At 69.7% G+C, this 19,248-nt stretch carries 7 protein-coding genes; 3 read left to right on the plus strand and 4 right to left on the minus strand.

Annotated features, from left to right (window positions below):
• The 4 genes from ACXJKH_RS00050 to ACXJKH_RS00065 form a co-directional block, all read right to left on the minus strand.
• A complete protein-coding gene (locus ACXJKH_RS00050) occupies window positions 1–3,357 on the minus strand; it encodes a hypothetical protein (RefSeq protein ID WP_457317807.1) in 3,357 nt (1,118 codons plus the stop codon).
• Window positions 3,354–11,240 (minus strand): SdrD B-like domain-containing protein, encoded by a 7,887-nt coding sequence (locus ACXJKH_RS00055; protein WP_457317808.1) that lies wholly within the window; start codon window positions 11,238–11,240, stop codon window positions 3,354–3,356. The genes ACXJKH_RS00050 and ACXJKH_RS00055 overlap by 4 nt, the downstream gene beginning before the upstream one ends.
• 208 nt (window positions 11,241–11,448) lie before the next feature.
• A complete protein-coding gene (locus tag ACXJKH_RS00060) occupies window positions 11,449–12,195 on the minus strand; it encodes a response regulator transcription factor (RefSeq protein WP_457317809.1) in 747 nt (248 codons plus the stop codon).
• Between the two features lie 78 nt (window positions 12,196–12,273).
• Complete coding sequence (locus tag ACXJKH_RS00065) at window positions 12,274–14,421, minus strand: S46 family peptidase (RefSeq protein WP_457317810.1); 2,148 nt, start codon at window positions 14,419–14,421, stop codon at window positions 12,274–12,276.
• Between the two features lie 126 nt (window positions 14,422–14,547).
• On the opposite strand from ACXJKH_RS00065, the gene ACXJKH_RS00070 reads away from it, so the two are divergent.
• The 3 genes from ACXJKH_RS00070 to ACXJKH_RS00080 all read left to right on the plus strand — a co-directional run bounded on the left by ACXJKH_RS00070 (window position 14,548) and on the right by ACXJKH_RS00080 (window position 19,146).
• Window positions 14,548–16,236, plus strand: coding sequence for an Hsp70 family protein (locus ACXJKH_RS00070; protein ID WP_457317811.1), 1,689 nt, complete (start codon window positions 14,548–14,550; stop codon window positions 16,234–16,236).
• Window positions 16,233–17,801 carry a hypothetical protein gene (locus ACXJKH_RS00075; protein WP_457317812.1) on the plus strand — a complete coding sequence of 523 codons (1,569 nt, stop codon included), beginning with the start codon at window positions 16,233–16,235 and terminating at the stop codon, window positions 17,799–17,801. The genes ACXJKH_RS00070 and ACXJKH_RS00075 overlap by 4 nt, the downstream gene beginning before the upstream one ends.
• A 70-nt stretch (window positions 17,802–17,871) precedes the next feature.
• A complete protein-coding gene (locus tag ACXJKH_RS00080; RefSeq protein WP_457317813.1) occupies window positions 17,872–19,146 on the plus strand; it encodes a hypothetical protein in 1,275 nt (424 codons plus the stop codon).
• Window positions 19,147–19,248 lie beyond the last annotated feature (102 nt).

Here is a 19,248-nt window from a genome sequence, read left to right on the forward strand (position 1 = left end):
TCAGCGTGCCGGGTCGCGGTAGCGGACAGGGTCCGGCCGGAAAAGGTCTTCATCGAACTTGAAGCGAAGGCGCACGAACACGCCCTGCTGGGTGTACTCGTAGCCGTTGAGATCGCGGTCGCCGGTAAAACCGCTCCAGTTGTAACCGGCCGACAGCCACAGGTTCTGGCGCAGCAGGCGCCCCACTTCCATGCCCCAGGCGTACTGATTGGCGCCGGTCTGGCCGCGGAAGGTGGCGCCGAGCACGCCGATGTCCCAGTTCTCGGTGATGTCATACACCACCCGCCCGGACAGCAGCACCGCGTGGAAGCGGCTGTCGACGCGCACGCCATCGCTGTAGGCGAACTGGTCCTGCTGCCACTTGCCGGCGACGCGACCGGTCAGCCACCACGGCCGCGACGGATGCCAGTCGGCGTGGGTGGAGACGATGTGTGCTCGCGTGCGCACGTCCTGGCTGCTGCCATCCACGGCCGCGCCATCGGACAGGGTCAGCCCGCTCTCGTCGCGCTCGAGCTTGTACTCATAGCGGGCCAGCGCGTTGATCCGGTTGCGATCGGTATCGCGGTAGGCCAGGCCGAGCTGGAAGCGGTCCTGCAGCACGTCGCCACGGGCGTCGTAGCGGGTGCTGAGCAGGTAGTTGCGGGCCAACAGCGTCCAGTCGCGGCTGAGCTTGCGGGCCAGCATGGCCTGCAGCAGCGTGGTGTTGAACGCCTCGTTGGTCGCCGTGTCCGGCACGTCTTCGGAGATCCGGTGCTCGGCGCGGATCGCACCGCGCCACAGCGGGTTGGCGCTGTAGTCCAGCGCCAGCGCCAGGCCGGTGGTGTCGCCCGCGCTTCCGTCGATCACCTTGACGTGTTCGGCCGAGCTGCCCAGGCGCAGGCCTTCGGCGATATCCCACGTATTGCGGATGCCCGATGCGGCCTGGACGTCACGGCCACTGATCGAATCCCGCAAGCGGTACTCGCTGAAGGTCTGGGTATCGCGCAGGTAGCTGCTGTCGATGCCGAACACCAGCGCGTCGGCCTCGCGGTCGGTGGTGGTGATGCCATAGGCGCTGGTCAGTCCGGTCTGCTTTTCATATCGCCCGTAGACGCGGCTGCGTTCGAATACCTGGTAATCCAGGCCAGCCGCCAGGCGCTTGCGGTCTTCGCCGCTGACGCTCTGCTCCACCTCGGCGCCGGCGCTGAGGCGATCGCTGATGCGATACCCCAGACCGATGCGGGCACTGTCCGATTCCAGCTCGGTGCCTACTGGCAGATCACTGGTGATCGGGCTGCCGCTGCTGTTGCCGTTGATGACCATCAGCCCGGTGAGCGGATCGAGCGCCTGCTGGCCGTAGCCGAGTGCGCCGCCGCCGCTGCCGGTGGCAAACCCACCGGTGAGCCCGCCCGCATCGCCGAAGGGGACGCCCGACGACCACGGCGAGGTCACGCCGATCGTCTCGCGGATGCTGCGCACGCCCAGGTCCACGGTAAGCCGCTCGCTGGCGCCGATGCGCACGCCGGCACCGCCGGCATCGCGCTTGCCGCCGTCCGGGTTGCGATCTTCGCTGCGCAGGCCTTCGGCGTAGAGTTCCAGCCGCGGACCGACCCGGTAGCCGAGCCTTGCATTGTATTCGCCACGGCCGCCGTACAACGGCGCCGCCGGATTGTTGAAGGCCGGATCGGTGCGGGCGGCGAACAGACGCGCGTCGAAGCGCGCCCCGTCATGCGCGAACTCGACCCGCCACGCATCGCCCTCGACCTCGCCGGTGACGTCCTTGAGCCCCTGCGAGGTGACCTGGTTGATGGTGTTGGTGTTGACCTCGCTGCGGGTCCGCGCGAACTCGGCTACCAGCAGCGTGCTGTCGCCGAAGCGGTAGCTGGCATTGGCGCTGCCCATGCTGAACTCGGCGTACGGGTTGCGATCATCGACCACCGCCGCGCCCACTTCCATGCGCTCGCTTAGTTTCACCTGGGCATCGGCGCCGACTACCCAGAACTTCTCGGTGTCCTGGTCCAGCTCGTAGGTGATGCGGAGCGAGACCGTGTTGAGGTCGCTGTCGAACGCCGGCAGGAACTGGTTGAGCAGGATGCGCCCGGAGAACGGCTCGAAGCTGTAGTCGACCAGCCGCGCCAGCGCACGCACCGAGACGATGCGGGTGGGCTGGTTGCGGTCGCGCACGATCACTTCCACCCGCTCGCTGCCTTCGAGCACGGCGTTGTTGCGCAGCGCGTACGGGCCGCTGCCCTGGCTGCGGAACTCCTCGATCACCTGGCGCAGCGAGTCCTGCATCGCAAATAYGTTGCTGCGCACGCGCTCGCTTTCGAAATGCCAACCCAGGCCGGTGGCGGTGCGGTTATAGGTGCCCAGGCTGCGCTGCGGCAGCGCCCCACTGCCGCCGATGCCGGTGGCCGTGGCCAGCCCGTCGCCGGTCTGGAAATCGCCGTACAGCAGGTAGCTGCGGCGGTTGTCCACGCGCACATACAGGCGCTCGGCCGAGCGCGCATCGAAGCCGCGCAGCGATGCGTCGCCGTAGACCGGATAGAACTCCTCCGGCTGGATGTCACGCAGCAGCCGGCCGCGGGTGTCCTTGTCCGAGTCGTAGGCGGCGGTGAGCAGGTACTCGCCCTTGATCCGGCCTTTGACGAAGAACGCGGTGCGCGCGGCGGCATTGGCCTTGCCGTTGTTGAACTGGCGCTCCCAGCGGCGGATATCGCGGTCGAACGCGTCGTCATGGTCCACCGCCGCGACCAGCCCGGCCGTGTTGCGGCGACGGAAGTTGACCACGCCCTCGATCAGGCCGGTGGCCAGCATCTCGCGCATTTCCGGCAGGAAGGCGATGCTGCCCTGCGCGGTCTCGGCGCCGGCGGTGATCCGCAGCAGCACGTCCTGCGGGTCATGCGGGGCCAGCAGGTCGAACTCGGCCAGGCCATCAACCACCTGCAGCTGAACGCCGGGGGTGATCCTGTCGGCATCCAGCGCGCCGGGGCCCAGCTCATCGGTGCGCGAGCCCGGCAGGCGGATGCGACCGCCGCTGTTTTCGATCGTGGCGTAGGTGCTGCCGGTCAGCGCGCGACCCTGTGCATCCAGCAGCTGCACGCGCACGTGCACGGCGCTCTGGCCGTCGGCCGGCACACCGTCGCGGTCCAGCTCGACCACGATGCGGTCCAACGTGCCCGCCGCGGCAACGTCCAGCGCGCGCGGCGCGGCGTCGGTGCTGGTGGCACTGCGCGGATACAGGCTGGAGGCCTCGCCCAGCACCGGGGTGAAGCGGCCCGGCGTGCCCACGCTCTGCGCCATGGCCGGCACGGCAGCCAGCGCACAGGCCAGCAGGCTCAGCCGCGGCAGGCGGGTCAGCGGATGCAGCCGGCTCATGGCGTGGCCTCCGCGGCGGCGCCTGCGGCAGGCGGGGAGGTTCTGGGATGCACGATCGGTCTCTGGTTGGCCGAGTCGGTCGCCTGCTGCGGCGCCCGCGCGGGTTTGCTGTCGAAGCGCAGCGGCGGCTGCCCGGTTTCGGTTTCCGGCGCGCACACCTCGCCCTGGGTGCGGCGCGCCTTGACCTGCTCGAGCACCGGGTTGGCGCAGCTGCCCTCGATGAAATCGGCGCGGTGCAGCTCACCGTTCTTGAGGTCCAGGAACAGGCTGTCGGCATCGCCCAGGTTGCGGTTGCTGCTGGTGGTCAGGCGCGCACCCAGCGGCAGCGTGGCAGCGTCCACTTTGAGGGTGTGGCTCTGCGGCGGCAGGCCGCAGTAGCTGTACTTGCCTTCCGAATCGCTGATCACCCAGGTGCCGTCGGAGAAGTACAGGCGCACCCCCGGGATGCCCAGTTCCTCGCGGTCCTGCACGTGGTTGTTGTTGCAGTCCACGAACACCTTGCCGAGCACGCAGGTCTGGTCGGTGAACACGCCGCCGGTGACCCGCACGCGGTATTCGGCGCGGTTGGAGGGCAGCGCGCCCGGCAGCGGGGTGAGGCTGTCGGTGTTGATGCAGCCGCCGTCGAAGGCGCAGCCGAATGCCTGTGCGCGGTTGATGCCATCGCCTTGYTGTGCACCCACGCCGACCCGCACGCGGTAGGTCAGCACGATCTGGCCACCGACGCTGATCGGCCCCAGGCGGAAGCCCAGCAGCGGGCCCGGCTTGCCGTTCGGGTCGACCACGGCGCGGCCATCGGCACGCGCCGTGCCGTCGATGTAGGTGAAGCCACGCGGCAGCCGGTCGACCACGTTGACGGTGCGCAGCGCGCTGCCGGCGGTCTGGCGCACGGTGATGGTGTACTGCACGGTGTCGCCGATCTCCGCGGTCTGGCGGTCGCCGCTCTTGCTGATCGCCAGCCCGGTGGCCACCGCCGTGTCCAGCGGCAGGTGGTTATGCACGATCGCAGCGGTGGCCGAGCCGCCGAACAGGCCCAGGTAGTACTGGGTAGCCGTGCCTACCGCGCCGGTGGGCGCTGCGGTGTTGGGCTGGACCACGTGGTTGGCGCCGCCGCCGCCCAGCGGCGACAGCGTGCCGTCCTGCGGCGGGATCAGGCTGGATACGAACGCATAGCCGCCCGGCGGGGTCACGCTGAGCTGGAACTCGCAGCGTGCCGGCGCAGCGGGGCCGAACGCGAACTGGTAGAAGCCCTCGCTGCCCACGGTCATCGAGATCGCGTTGCCTTCGATGCGATAGCCACCCTGGGCCGCGTTGAGCACGGCAGTGCGCGGGTCGTAACCGCTGCACAGGCCGACCGGCGACAGGGTCACGATCGAACCCGGGACCGGATCACGCGACACGGCGTCGTAGACCACGCCGGACGGATCCACCGGCAGGCTCTGCTGCGGCAGGTACTGGCCGGGTGCCAACACCACCTCGAGCACGCTGCTGGCGTTGTCGTTGACCTGGCAGGCGCTGGTACCGGCACGCGCGATGGCGCCGGCGGCGTCGCAGGTGGCCTGCACGCCGGCCACGGTCTCGCGGGTGACCGGGTGCGGCCAGACGATGTTCGAGCGCGGGTMGCGGAAGCGGATGTTCCACTTCACCCCCGGCAGCACATCGTTGAACCGATAGCTGCCGTCGGCCGCGGTGACCTGGCTGGCCACCACCYCCCCCGTGGCCGGGTCGACCAGTTCGACGATCCAGGCCGGCAGGCGCTGGTCGCCGCCATCGAGCAGCTGGTCATCGCCGCCCACGTCGTACCACACCGTGCCGCCCACCGAGGCGCTGAGCTGCACCTTGTTGGGCACGCGGCAGACGTTCTGGGTGATCGCCGGATCGCACTCGGGCAACGCGGTGACATCGCCCTCGAACGCGGCGCGCTCGGCCGGGCTGGGGCCATGCGGTGCATCTTCGCCACCGCCCTGGACCAGCACCGCGTTGTGCACGGTGCTGCCATTGGCCGCGTCGGCGCCGACCTTCACCTTGACCGTGATCGCATCGGGCAGGGTCGCACCGGCAGCGATCAGCGTGCTGCTGCGGCACACGAAGCGCTGTGCACCGACCGCGCCCTCGCACAGCCAGCCGTTGCCGGTCGGCGTGTCGAGCAGGGTCAGGCCGACCGGCAGGCGGTCATGCACTTCGTAGCCGGCCAAGGTCTGGCGTGGGCCGATGTTGCGCACCTGGATCTGGTACTCGGCGGCATGGTTGACGGTGAACACCGCCGTGGTGGCGTGCTTGCTGACCACCAGGTCCGGGGTGTCGGCCACTTCGCCGAAGTTGTTCTGCACCGACTGCATGCCCGCGCCCAGCACGACCTGGCTGATCGCCGACGGTACCGTCGTGCGGTCGGTGGCCACGCCGACCACGCTGCCCTGCACGGTGCCCGGGCTGGTGATGCCGTTGGTGGTGTAGGCCGGCTGGTCCGGTTCGGTCAGCACGTAGCTGCCCGGGCGCAGGTTGGGGAAGCTGTAATTGCCCTGCGCATCGGTGCGGGTGGTGAGGTTGACCGGCTGCCCGGCGTCATCGGTGCCGGTCAGCACGATCTGCACGTCGGCGATGCCGGTTTCGTCGGCGTCGATGCTGCCGTTGTCGTTGTTGTCGTAGTACACGCGGCCGGCGATCGAGGCGATCGGAATCTCGCCGAAGTTGTAGGCCGCGGCCGCCTCGTTGCTACCCAGCGCGATCGCGTTGATCGCCGACGGCACGGTGTCCGGCGAGGTCGCGGTGCCGCCCTTGTCGCCGGGCACGGTGATGCCGTTGAGGGTGTTGGTCGGCTGGGTCGGTTCAGTCACCACGTAGGTGCCCGGCAGCAGGCCGACGAAGGCGTAACTGCCATCGGCGGCGGTGGTGGTGGTCAACTGCACAGGCTGGCCGTTGCGGTCGGTGCCGGTGAGCACGATCTCCACGCCCCCCAGGCCGGTTTCGGTCGGGTCGATGACGCCGTCATTGTCCACGTCCAGCCAGACCCGCCCGGCGATCGAGCTGCCGTTGGGGTTCTCGCCGAAGTTGAAATTCTCGCCATCGGCCCCGCGGCCCAGGTCGATCCCGGCGATGCGGTCGGTGTTGGCCGCGTCCGGTCCGCCCGGACTGGCCACGCCGGTGCCCGCCACGCAGGTACCCATGGCGCAGGTCGCGCCACCGATGGTGCCGGCGTTCACGGCGCTAGGACGGTTGGTATAGGGGCCGTTGGGCAACGGCTCGCGCACGCTGTACAGCACGTGCGGGTCCAGGTCGTCGAAACGGTAGTGGCCGTTGGCGTCGGTCTGCACGGTGGCCAGCACCGCGCCGGTGCTGGCGTCCAGCAGCTCCACGCTGGCACCGACGATGGCGCTGTCGGTGCCCACCGTGCGCTGGTTGTTGAAGTCCAGGTCCACATACACGTAGCCGGACAGGCTCGGGCGACGCACTTCGGGGAAGTTGTAGTTCACCGCCACCGCGCCGACGCTGCCGATCGTGCCACCGGGCACGGCCACGTCGGCACCCAGCAGCACCACGTAGCGGCTGTCCGGGCGGCCGGCCTGGTAGCTGTCCGGGTTGAAGGTCGCCGCCTGCGCGCCACTGGTGGGCGGGTCGATGCGGCCATTGGCATAGCCGGTCGGCTGCACTTCCAGCACGGTGTAACCGGCCGCGTCGGACGGGGCCAGGTTGTCGAAGCGGTACTGGCCGTTGGCGTCGGTGGTGACGGTCAGGTTGACCGCCTGGCCGTAGGCATCGGTGCCGCTCAGGCGGATCGACACACCGGCGATGCCGGCTTCACCGGGTTGCACGGTGCCGCCGTTGCCGGCGGCCTGGTCGCTGTCCACGAACACCTTGCCGGCCAGCGACAGGTTGACCACGTCCAGCGGCACATCGACGATGTCGTTGGCCGGGTTCTCGTCGACCTGCTCGGTGCTGATCTGCGCATGGTTGCTGGAACTGCCACGCGGTGCGGTGCTGCCGGCCGGCAGCTGCGGCCACATGGCCGGCACCAGAATGCGGACCTGGCCGGGGTTGCCGGTGGCGAAGGTGGTGTCGCCCACTTCGCAGGTCACCACCCGGTCGAGCACGCTGCACGTGCCGCTGCCATCGGGGGTGGACCCGGCGTAGGCCGGACCCTGCTTCTGCCAGGTGACCGGCCCGGTCACCTGCACACCGGCCGGCAGCGTATCGGTCACCACCGTGCCGGTACCGCGCAGCTGCGCGGTGGCGCTGCGGTCACGCGAGAGGCTCTGGCCTGGGCCATTGTTGACGCCGGTGATGACGTACCAGAACGGCTGGCGCACGGTGACGCCGGCCACGCTGGCCGGCAGTGCCACGCTCGGGGAGGCCCCCGGCGACACGGTCACCATGGTCTTGCGCACGGTCATGTCCGAGCGCATGAACACGCTGGTGGTTTCGGTGGTGCTGTTGTCGGCGCGGTTGGCATCGCCGGCGGTCAGGTCGGCGCCCTGTCGGGTTTCAGCCGAGTGTGTCAGCGCGGTGTTGCTCAAGGTGTCGCCGCCGCCGCCCGGGGCGCTGTCGTAGCGGTAGCGCAGGAACAGCGCGCTCTCCGCGCCGGCGGCCACGGTGCCCTCTTCATTGCTGCCGGCAAAGCCGGCGCCCGGCATCAGGCAGTCCAGCACCATCGCGCTGCTGCCGTTGCCGGTGAACGGGTTGCTGCCTTCCACCACGCTGCAGCCGGCAACGTTGAAGCTGCCACCGGCCGTCGTCGATGCACCGATGAAGGTCACCGTGCGGCCATCCGGCGGCACCAGACTGTCGCGGATGCGGGTATCGCTGGCCAGCGACGGGCCCTGGTTGCCCACCGTCACCCGGTAGGTGAGGTAGTTGTTGGCCGGCACCTGGGGGTCGAAGCCCAGCGGGTCGATGCCACCGGCAAAGCCCTGGTCGTTCTTCTGCACCAGCAGGTCGACCCGGCCTTCGCCGAAGGTCAGCCGCGCTTGCTTGGTGTCATCGGCCGCGGTGCTGACCAGGTTGTAGTTCCAGCTGCCGTTGGCATCGCTGCCGGTGGCGCCATCGGGGAAGCTGAAACCGGCCACGTTGTCGAACACACGCCCGGTGTTGCTGGCGTTGACGTTCGGGCGGATGCCCAGATTGACCGTGTCCACTGCGCCATTGGCCAGCGCCACGGCCGGGCAGGTCAGGGTCAGCGTGCGCGGGCTCGCGGTATCGGTATTGCGGTAGGAAATGCCGCCGGCGGTGTTGCTGGCGGTAATGCCCGTCTCCATCGCGGTGATGGTGCAGGCCTGGTTGTTGGAGGCAAGACGCGCGTTGACCAGCACGAAGCCGCTGTCACCGGCCGGCAGGGTGAAGGTATCGGTGAAGGCGACCCGCGGAATCGCCGACGGGCCCTGGTTGCGGTACTGGATGCGATAGTCGGCGACCACGCCGGCGCGGCCGCTGTTGTCGCCGCTGGTGATCACCTTCTCGACAGTCTGCATGTTGGCCACGCGCTCCACGCGCAGCCAGTCGGTGGCGTAGTTGTCGCTCCAGTCCGATTCGCCCACCGAGCCGGTGATGCGGCCATCCACGCCGACGCCGGCGCGATTGCAATGGAAGTGGCCCGACGCCGGCACCGTGCCGGCCGCCACGCAGGCAGCGTTGGCACCGCTGGCGGCGGTCTTGCCCACGCTGTCGAAGAGGATGCCCGGGGTGTTGCCGGCCGTGCGCAGGCGCAGGCGGATCACCGCGGTGGCGTTGCGTGCCAGCACCGCGTTGCCCGATTCGCAGATCAGGCTGCCGTTGTTGATGCGGCAGTTGGCCGCCGGCCAACCGGCCGGCGCGGTGATGTCCACCACGGTGCGGTTGTTGTCCAGGAAGCCCGGCAGCGGGTCGTTGACCACCACGCCGGCGGTATCGGCACCGCTGTTGCGCACGGTCAGCAGGTACTCGGCCCAGGTTTCGGTGACGCCCACCACCTTGTCGCCGCCGGCTTCGGTGCTGGCGACCTTGGTGATCGACAGGTTGGCCGCATCGTCGGTGGCGCGGATGCCGCTGCCGGCGCAGTCGTTGCTGGTGATCTTGTCCAGGTTGACGCCGCTGTCGGTGGTCGGCTCCAGCGCGGCCGGGCCACCGCCGGGTGCCGAACCGCCGGTGCAGGCATTGTTGGTCAACAGACCGGCCGCGCGCGCACGGGTGGTCATCACCAGCGTGGCAAATGCATTGCCGTTGCCGGTACCGGTAGCGACGGCCACCGGATAGGGGCCGGTGAAATCGCAGGTCACCACCTGACGCGTGCCCGGGGTGTACGCGGCGGGCACCGCCGAACAGGTGAACGGCCCGGTGGTGGCGATGAATTCCTCGCCATCGGCCAGCACGTCCACGATCTGCGCACCGGCGGTGATACGGGCCGGACCGTTGTTCCACAGGCGCAGGGTGGAGGTCATGTTGCTGGCCGAGGTGGTACCGACCGGCACCACTTCGCCGTTTTCGTTGCTGCCCAGCTTGCTCTTGGCCAGGCGCAGGTCGGCGCCATCGGCGAGCACGGTCAGCGCGGTGGTGGCGATGTTGTTGTTGGTGCCGTGGGTGGCATCGTTCGGATCAGGAGTGAGCGCCGACTGGATCTGCACGGTGGCGGTGACATTGCCGGGCGTGGCCGGGGCCGTCGCCTGGATCTGCAGGATGTCCTTGCTGCCGGCCGGCATCGCACCCGTGCGCGTACAGGAGAAGGTGGTCGGGGTCGGGCTGGTGCAGGTCCAGTTGGACGGCAGCGAACCGGTGCCGGTGAAGCTGAAGCCGGCCGGCAGCTGGCCCGTCACGCTCACGCCGCTGGAGGCTTCCGGGCCAAGGTTCTCTGCGGTAACGGTGAACACCACCGGCCCGTCGGTGGCGGCCGGGGCCGGTGAGGCGACCATTGCCACGGTCACGTCGGCACCGGTGGTCACCACGGTGTTGGCAGTGGCCACGTCGTTGTCCGGACGCGGGTCCGGGGTGCCGATGGCGGCCACGCGCGCGGAATTGGTGACCGCACCGCTGGACACGTTGGCCTTGGCGCGGAAGGTGAACGTCCGGGTCATCCCGTTGGCGAGGCTGCCGGCGTGGGTGGCCGTGGTGGTGCCGTAATTGAAGGTCCAGCCGGTGCCGCTGAAGCTGCCCGGGACCACCGCGAAGCCGGCCGGCAGCGTGTCGATCACCTGGAAGTTGGTGGACGGGCTGGGGCCGGCGTTGCGCACGGTGAGGGTGTAGGTCACCTCGCCACCGGCGATCACCGAGGCCGGGCTGCCGCTTTTGGTCAGCGCCAGATCGGCGCCGGCGGTCAGCGTGGTGTTCTGTTCGAGGCGGTTGTTGGCCGGGTTGCTGTCACCGGCGAAGAACGGATCGGCGTTGGTCAGGCTGGCGACCGGCGCGGTCGGGGCCGGCAGGGCGGACGCGTTGCCGATCGCCGCCACCACCTTGGTGGTGCCCGGCTGTGCGTTCTGGGTATCGACCTTGAGCTGGAAACTGATGCCACCGGCGGCCTGGCCGGGGAAACTGGCGTAGCGGCAGACGATGCGGGTATCGGTCTGCGCAGTACAGGCGGCAGGCAACTGGTAGGCGCGGGTATCGGCCGGCAGATCGAAGATCGCCGCCACGCCGCTGGCGGCGGCGGTATCGCTGTTGGACAGGGTGACGTCGTACACCACGATCGCCCCGACCGGGGCCGGATCGCTGCTCGCCGTGCCCGACGCGGTACCGTCGCCGCGCAGCCAGCCGCTGGTCGAGTCCGACAGCTGCGACACGCTGAGGTTGGCCGCCCACGCGGCCGGTACCAGCAGTCCGCCCAGCAGGCATGCGCACAGCAGCTGCCAGCCACGTACGCGCCACGACGAACCCCACGACGATGCGATGCCTGCGACGGCATCCGTCCGAACCTGCTGCTTGTGCACGACTGTTCCCCTGCTGGCGACAAAGCCAGGGCCGCAGCCGCGATTGCAGACCGGCCTCCCTGGCATTCATGGCGCGCCGTCGACGACGGACGCGCGGCCTCGGCCGGTTGGCCGGAGGCGGCAGGGATTCTGGTGAGGACGGCGTGCAAAAGCAGTGCCAGCACCTCACGATTGCTCTCACTTGCTCACACGCACCCATGCGTCGGGCTCAGGACACCTCGTCGGTCCACAGGTAGCCGGCCCCGCGCAACGCGCGCACCGGCAGGGTCAGGCCGATGCCGCCGCGCACCCGCGCACGCAGTCGATGCACCAGCACCTCAAGCCGATGTGGATCGAAGTCCCAAGGCTCATCGGTGACCGCTGCGATCAGGGCTTCGCGTTCGATCGGGCGACCCGGCTCGGCCATCAGTGCGCGCAGGAAGCCACGCTCGGCCCGGGTGATGGCCAATACCGCGCCGTTGGGCGCCCGCAGGTCCCAGCCGTCGGCCTGCATTCGCCAGCTACCGGCGGCAGGTGCGGCATGGGCGATCGGTGCCGCCGTGGGCAAGCGGCGACGCAGGCTGGTGAGTGCGGCGGCCAGCAGGTCGCCATCCAGCGGTTTGACCAGGTAGACATCGGCACCGAGCGAGAGGCCGTGCGCCATCTCATGGGTGCTGCCACGCCCGGTAAGCATCACGATGCCGATATCGGCGATCCGGCGCAGATGCCGGGCCACCGCATAGCCGTCTTCGCCGGGCAGGCCGACGTCGAGCACCACGATGTCGCAGCGGCCCACCGCCAAGGCCCGGTACAGCGCCTCGGCACTGTCCAGTCCCGTCACCTCGGCGCCACGCCAGCGCAGGTCGTCCACGCTGAGCGCCAGCAGCTCCGGATCATCCTCGACCACCCAGACCCGGAGCCCGTGCAGATCCCCCCGTGTCGCCGCCGGCGTCGTGCCGTCGTCCTCGTCCTGCATTGCCACCACGTGTGTGTCCGCTCCCCAGCGCCAGCACCCAGTGTAGGCCACGACCGGCGGTCGTGGCCTACCTGCGGCTCATTCGGCCGGAACGCCCATTTCCTTCAGCAGCTCGGGCGCCGGGTAGACCTTGGCCAGCAGCCAGCGCAGGTAGCGCATGTCCACGTGCACGGCACGCTTGTAGCGCGGGTCGAACCACCAGCTGGCGCTGACCGACTCCCAGTTGCTGTCGAAGTTCAGCCCGATCAGCTCGCCCTTGGCATTGAGCACCGGCGAGCCGGAGTTGCCGCCGGTGGTGTCCAGGTTGGTCAGGAAGTTGACCGTCTGGGTCTTCAGCACCGGGTCGGCGGTGGAGCCGAAATCGCCCTTGGCGATGGCCGCCAGCAGCGGCTTGGGGGCATCGAACGGGTAGGCGTTGGTGTTCTTCTCGACGATCCCGGCCACGGTGGTGACCGGGTCGAAATGCACCGCATCGCGCGGCGACAGCGCCTCGACCTTGCCGTAGCTGATGCGCAGGGTGCGGTTGGCATCGGGGTACACCGCGCGGCCCTGCTTGGCCCGCCACGCGAACAGCGCCTGCATGTAGGCCGGGCGCAGGCGCAGCTGCTCGCCGGCGCGGGTCTTGCTCTCATCGTCCAGGCGCAACTGCGCGGCCACCAGCGGCCCGGCCAAGTCGATCAGCGGATCGCGGGCCAACGGCTTGCCGTCCCGTGCCGCAGCCAGGCGCGACAGACGCTCGGACTCATCGCCCAGGCGGGTGCCGGCGTACAGGCTGTCCAGCGCCTTGGCCAGCGCGGCCGGGGTACGGCCAAAGGCGGCGTCGTACTCGGGCACGCGCTGCGCGTCGGGCAGCTGCTGGTAGCGGGTCAGCAGGGTGGTCAGCAACGCCTTCTCCACTGCCGGCGCGTAGCGGCGCTGCACCTGCTTCAAGGTGCCTTCAATCAACGCCAGATCGCGCTGCTGGTAGCCGCTCTCGCGCTCGGCATCGGGCTTGGCCGACTCGATGCGCAGCCGCTCAAGCATGAGCGCCGAACGCAGCAGCTGGCTCTGCGCCGACAGCAGGTCCAGCAGCAGGTCGCGTTCGCCCACCGATGCGCCCTGCGACAACGACCCGAGCAGGGCCTGGATGTCGCCCTGGTAGCTGGCATCGGTGGCCTTGAGCATCGCCGCTTCGTCGCTGGCGCGCTGGGCCTTGGCATCGCTGCGCACCAGGCCCTCCAGCTCGCCGGCGGCACGCTTGCGGTTGTTCTTCAGTGACTGCAGCTGCGAGGCATAACGCGTGCGCGCCTGTGCATCCTTGGCGCTGGCCGCCTCGATGGTGTCGATCATCTGCTGGAACACCGCCACCCGCCGCGGCAGCACCGCATCGATCTGCCCGGCGAATTCGGCGGCGGTGCGATGGCGGTAGGTGATGCCGGGGTAGCCGGCCAGCATCGCGTAGTCACCGGTCCTGGGCCCATCGATGGCCATCTTCAGGTGTGCCGGCGGCTGGTACGGCACGTTGTCCGGGCTGTACGGCGCCGGCTTGCCGTCCTTGCCGACATACGCGCGCAGCAGGGTGAAATCGCCGGTGTGGCGTGGCCACATGAAGTTGTCGATCTCATCGCCGTAGTTGCCGATCGCGCGCGGCGGCGCGTACACCAGCCGCACATCGCTCAGTTCCAGCTGGCGGATGCGGTAGAAATCGGTGCCGTAGTACATGTCGGCCACGCTGCAGCGCACGTTGCCCTCCTTTTCGCACTCGGCCACCAGCTGCTTGCTGGCGCGGTCGACCGCATCGAAATAGGCACGACCGGTCTGGCCGCGCGCACCGGCCAGCACTTGATCGGTGACCTTGTCAAAGCCGGTGGTGACCAGCACGCGGAAGTCCGGGTTGGCCGCGCGCTCATCGCTGCGGCCCTGGGCGATGAAGCCGTCGTTGATCAGGTCGTGCTCGGGCGAGCTGTTGTACTGGATCACACCCATCGCGACATGGTGGTTGGTCAGCAGCAGCCCGTCGCCGGACACGAACGAGCCGGTGCCGCCACCAGCGCGTACCACCGCGCTCAGCGGCGGCGCGGTGACGTTGGCCAGGTCGGCCGGGTCGCCCTTGAAGCCGGCCGCCTTGAGCGGTTTGGCCAGTTCCGGCAGCTGGGTCGGCATCCACATGCCTTCATCGGCGTGGGCGCCGGCGGCGAGGGTGAGGCCCAGGGCCAAGGCGGTGGGCAGGGCTTTACGTGGCGACATGGGCACATCCGGTACGTCAGAACAGTCGGGAACCTTAGCCTCGGGGACGCTGTGGGGCAACGCCCGATGGTCAGGGGTGCGCGACGCTCCTACAATCGCGTTTTTCTGCACAACGGACGTCCGCAGATGATCGTCGGTATCGACCTGGGCACCACCCATTCCCTCATCGGTGTCCATTCCACAGAAGGCCCCCGGCTGTTCCCCAACGCGCATGGCGAGCTGCTCACCCCTTCGGTGGTCAGCCTGGCCGACGACGCGGTGCTGGTCGGGCAGCCGGCCCGCGACCGCCTGGTCAGCCACCCGCAGCACAGCGTGGCCAACTTCAAGCGCTGGATGGGGAGCGACCGCGAAGTGCGCCTCGGCAGCCGCACGTTCCGTCCCGAAGAACTGTCCGCGCTGGTGCTGCGCTCGCTGCTGGCCGATGCCGAGGCCGCGCTCGGGCACCCGGTGGAAGAGGCGGTGATCAGCGTGCCGGCCTACTTCTCCGATGCCCAGCGCAAGGCCACGCGCGCGGCCGGCGAGCTGGCCGGCATCCGCGTGGAACGGCTGATCAACGAGCCCACTGCCGCAGCGCTGGCCTACGGCCTGCAGCAGCGTGACGAGGAAGGCCGGGTGCTGGTGTTGGACCTGGGCGGCGGCACCTTCGACGTATCGATCCTGGAGCTGTTCGACGGGGTGATCGAGGTCCACGCCAGCGCCGGCGACAACTTCCTCGGCGGCGAGGATTTCCTGCAGGTGCTGGCCCAGGCCTTCCATGCCGAGAACGGCCTGGACCCGGCCAGCCTGTCCAGCGCCGAGCAGGCCCAACTGCTGCGCCGGCTGGAGCTGTTCAAGCGCGAGTTGAGCCAGCAGGGCGACGGTCGCCTGGAGATCGCGCTGGGCAGCCGGCAGCTGTCCTGGCAGCTCGACGAAGCCCGCTACGCCCAACTGTGCGAGCCGCTGCTGCAACGCATGCGTGCGCCGATCGAGCGCGCCATCCGCGACGCCCGGCTCAAGCCCGAAGCGCTGGATGACATCGTGCTGGTCGGTGGCGCGGTGCGCATGCCGATGATCAGCCGCCTGGTCACGCGCATGTTCGGCCGCCTGCCGTTGCGCCACATCCACCCCGACCAGGCCATCGCGCTGGGCGCCACGGTGGCCGCCGGCCTCAAGAGTCGCGACCTGAGCCTGCAGGAGATCGTGCTCACCGATGTGTGCCCGTACACGCTGGGCACCCAGGTCTCGCGACGCGGGCCCGATGGCAGCGAACGCAGCGGCTATTTCCACCCGATCATCCAGCGCAACAGCGTGGTGCCGGTCAGCCGCGAGGACCGCTTCTTCCCGGTCCGCGACGACCAGCGCGAAGTGGTGATCGACATCTACCAGGGCGAGAGCCCCACGGTGGACAAGAACATCAAACTGGGTGAGTTGCGGGTGCCGTTGCCGCGGCTGGGCACGGCCGCCGAAAAAGCCGTCACCACCCGCTTCACCTACGACGTCAACGGCCTGCTGCAGGTGGAAGTCACCCAGGACGCGACCGGCACCCGCCACGAGCTGATCCTGGAACAGAACCCCGGGCTGCTCTCCGCGCAGGACATCCGTGACCGCCTGCTGGCCCTGCAGGGCCTGAAGATCCATCCGCGCGACCAGCAGCAGAACCTGGCCACGGTGGCGCGCGCCGAGCGCCTGTACGAGGAATACCTCGACCAGCGCGACCTGCTGCAGTCGTGGCTGGAGCAGTTCCGGCATGCGCTGGACAGCCAGGACATCAAGCGCATCGACCAGCACCGCGGTGAGCTGTCCGCGGCCATGGACGCACTGGAACGCGACGCATGAGCTGGGGCCACGCGGCCCTCGACCTGGCGGAGGACGCGGACGAGCGCGCGGTGAAACGCGCCTACGCCAAGCGTCTGCGCACCACGCGGCCGGATGACGACCCGGTGGGCTTCCAGCAGTTGCACGAGGCCTACCAGGCCGCGCTGAGCTGGGCGCAGTACCGTGCGCAGTGGCAGGATCAGGAAGACGACGAAGGCCGGCACGACCTGTCGCCGGTGCCGGTCGCCGACATCGCGCAGGGGCTGCAGCGGGACCAGGCAATGGCGAGCGCCGCCGAACCCGGGACCACGCCGGCGCCGGTCGAGGAAGTCATGGCCGCGGCCGACGCACCGGGAGCACACGACCCGGTGCTCACCCTGGACGATGGTGACACCACCTACCCTGCTGCCGCCCATGCGGATCCTTCCGCACCGGATCGGGTACCGGTTCCGCTCCCACAGCCAGCGGCCCCGCCGGTCGATCCCGACGTCGTCGCGCGGCGGATCATCAACRAGGCCCAACAGTCCGAGCCACCCGCGTTCGAGCGCTGGCTGCAGCTGCGTCCGGAACTGTGGTCGCTGCGCGACAAGCCGCTGATCGGCGACGCCGTGCTGGCCGCGCTGCTGTCCAGGGAAGTGCCGATCCACATCGGCAATTTCGAGCTGCTCTCGCAGTGTTTCTGCTGGAACGAGGTGGGCAGCGGACTGGACCCCTACGATGCCGACGCGTGTCGGCTGCGCCTGCATCGTCTGTGGGTATTGCAGCCGCGCAACCACGCTGCGCTGGGGCGGTTCCTGCATCGCGATGGCGTACCGCTGGACCCGGAAAAAGCCCGCATCCGCCTGGATCGCCTGACGCGTCCGTGGGCGCGGTGGCAGTCGCTGTGGAGCGCCTGCTGGCCGGAACGGGTGAGCGCAATGCGTGACACCCTCGCCCGCCTGGACATCCACGATGCCAGCGACGCGCCGCCGCCGCTACGGCGCGAGCAGGTCGCCTTCTGGCTGGCCCTTGCCGATCGCAGCACGCTGGGGTGGGTCCGCATGCAGGTCGCACTCCTGCGCAGTGCCCTGTTGGCCGTGATCGTCATGGCCGTCGTGCCGCTGCTGGGCATGCTCGTCAACCTGACCCCTACCCGTCGCAGCGGCGGCTTCATCCCGCCGTTGGGCATGGCCGAGTTCGTGCAGATCGGCCTGGTCGCCGCGGCCGCGGTGCTGGCGTTGGGTGCGGTGTTGCCGGCGCTGCGCGCCATCGCGCAGTGGCAGATTGCCGACGAGGACCCCGCCGTGCGCTGGCCGCACCTGAAGCTGTGGCTGATCCCGCTGCTGGCGATTACGGCGCTGCTGGTGATCCACGTCGCCGACGCCCGCGTTGCCGGCAGTGCGCTGGCGTGGCTGACGCTGGGCCTGTCGATCCGGCGCTGGTGGCATCGCGCCGGCTACGTTTTCCAGTTCAACGGCTGGCTGCTGCTCGGGATCTGGCCGTTCCTGAAACTGGGTGGGCTGGCGCTGATGTTCGGCGAGATCGCCGTGGCCGGCGCACTGCTGGCCTGGACGGTGGATGCGATGACCAAGGTCGTGCATCGATGAGGCGCCGCGCAGCTCGCCCCGGGCCGGCGCGTCCGGGCGCCGCGCGCGCGCTGCGCCTTGAACAGCGCGCATGAGCTGGGATCTGACCTGGCTGGGCTTGGATGACGGCACACCGGTCGACGTGCGCGCGGTCAAGCGCGCGTACGCGCAACGGCTGCGGGTTAGCCGGCCGGACGACGATCCGGAGGCGTTCCAGCACCTGCACGCGGCCTACCAGGATGCGCTGGCGTGGGTGCAGGCGCAGGACGATGGCCCTCCCCCTTCCGGCGGGCGCGCCCATGCCCGTGCCCGTGCCGACGCGCCTGCAGCGGCCCCGGCCCGGCCATCGGCACCGGCAGTGTATGTCGACGCGGTAGGCAGCCGCATCGCCGCCTTCGCCAGGGAGCACGACGCAGCCACGCTCGAGGCCTGGCTGCAGCAGCAACCGGAACTGTGGTCGCTCGGCGACAAGCCGGCCATCGGCGAGGCCGTGTTGCAGGCCCTCCAGGCCGGCGACCCACCGCTGCCGCCGCCGGTGGTCGCCTGCCTCACCGCATGCTTCGCCTGGGACGACCTGGGCGGGGACATCGATCGCTGGGACCTGGAGGCCGCCGTGCGCCGTTGGCACCAGGCCTGGCTGCTGTCGCCGCAGGGCGCCGCCAGCCTGGCCCAGCGCTACCTGGACGTCACCGACAGCCTGCTGCTGCCCGACAGCAGCGTGCTGCGCAGCCTGCGCCAGGACCGCCCGTTGTGGCGCAACCTGCTGACCACGCTGGTGCCCCCGCGCGTCAACGAAGCCATCGGCGTGCTGAGCGCCCTGGACTTCTGGACGACCCGGGAGACACCGCCTGGCCTGGCCCCCGCCCAGGTCGCGTTCTGGGCGCGCTTCGGCAACGAGGGCGATCGCATCCACCTGCTCAGCGGCGCGCTGCGCGCCGGCACGCTTGCCGCCTTCTGCGGGCTGGTCTGCCTGTGGGGCGTGCTGGGCAGCTGGCCGTTGCCGCCGTCCGGCGATGGCCAGTTCAGCGGCACCCAGCGCGCCATCCTGATCATGCTGATCGGAACGCTGTTCGTGCCGACGCTGTGGTTGTCCGGCGTGGCCCTGCGCGCACTGGTGCGTTGGCAGCGCGCGCCGGAACAGATACCCACCGCCCTGCCCGGGTTGCGCATCCTGACCATTCCGCTGCTGGTCGCCAGCGCCATGGGCAGCCTGTGGCTGGCCCTGAGCCTGACCCCCGGCATCCCGGTGGCCGCGCTGGCGGGGCTGCTGGTGGCCAACGCGATCATCCTGCACGTAGCGTGGCAGCGGCTGCTGGCCCGCTGCGGCCCCTTCACTCCCAACGCCGATGATTTCCGGGGACTCTAGCGCGTATTGGCGCTGCTGACCATCGTGCCCGCCTGGGGGATGGCGCTGGTGTGGTGGGCGCAGGACCTGCACCAGCACCGCGACCGGCTGCGCTGGTCCAAT

This window comes from Stenotrophomonas sp. P5_B8 (assembly GCF_054049855.1).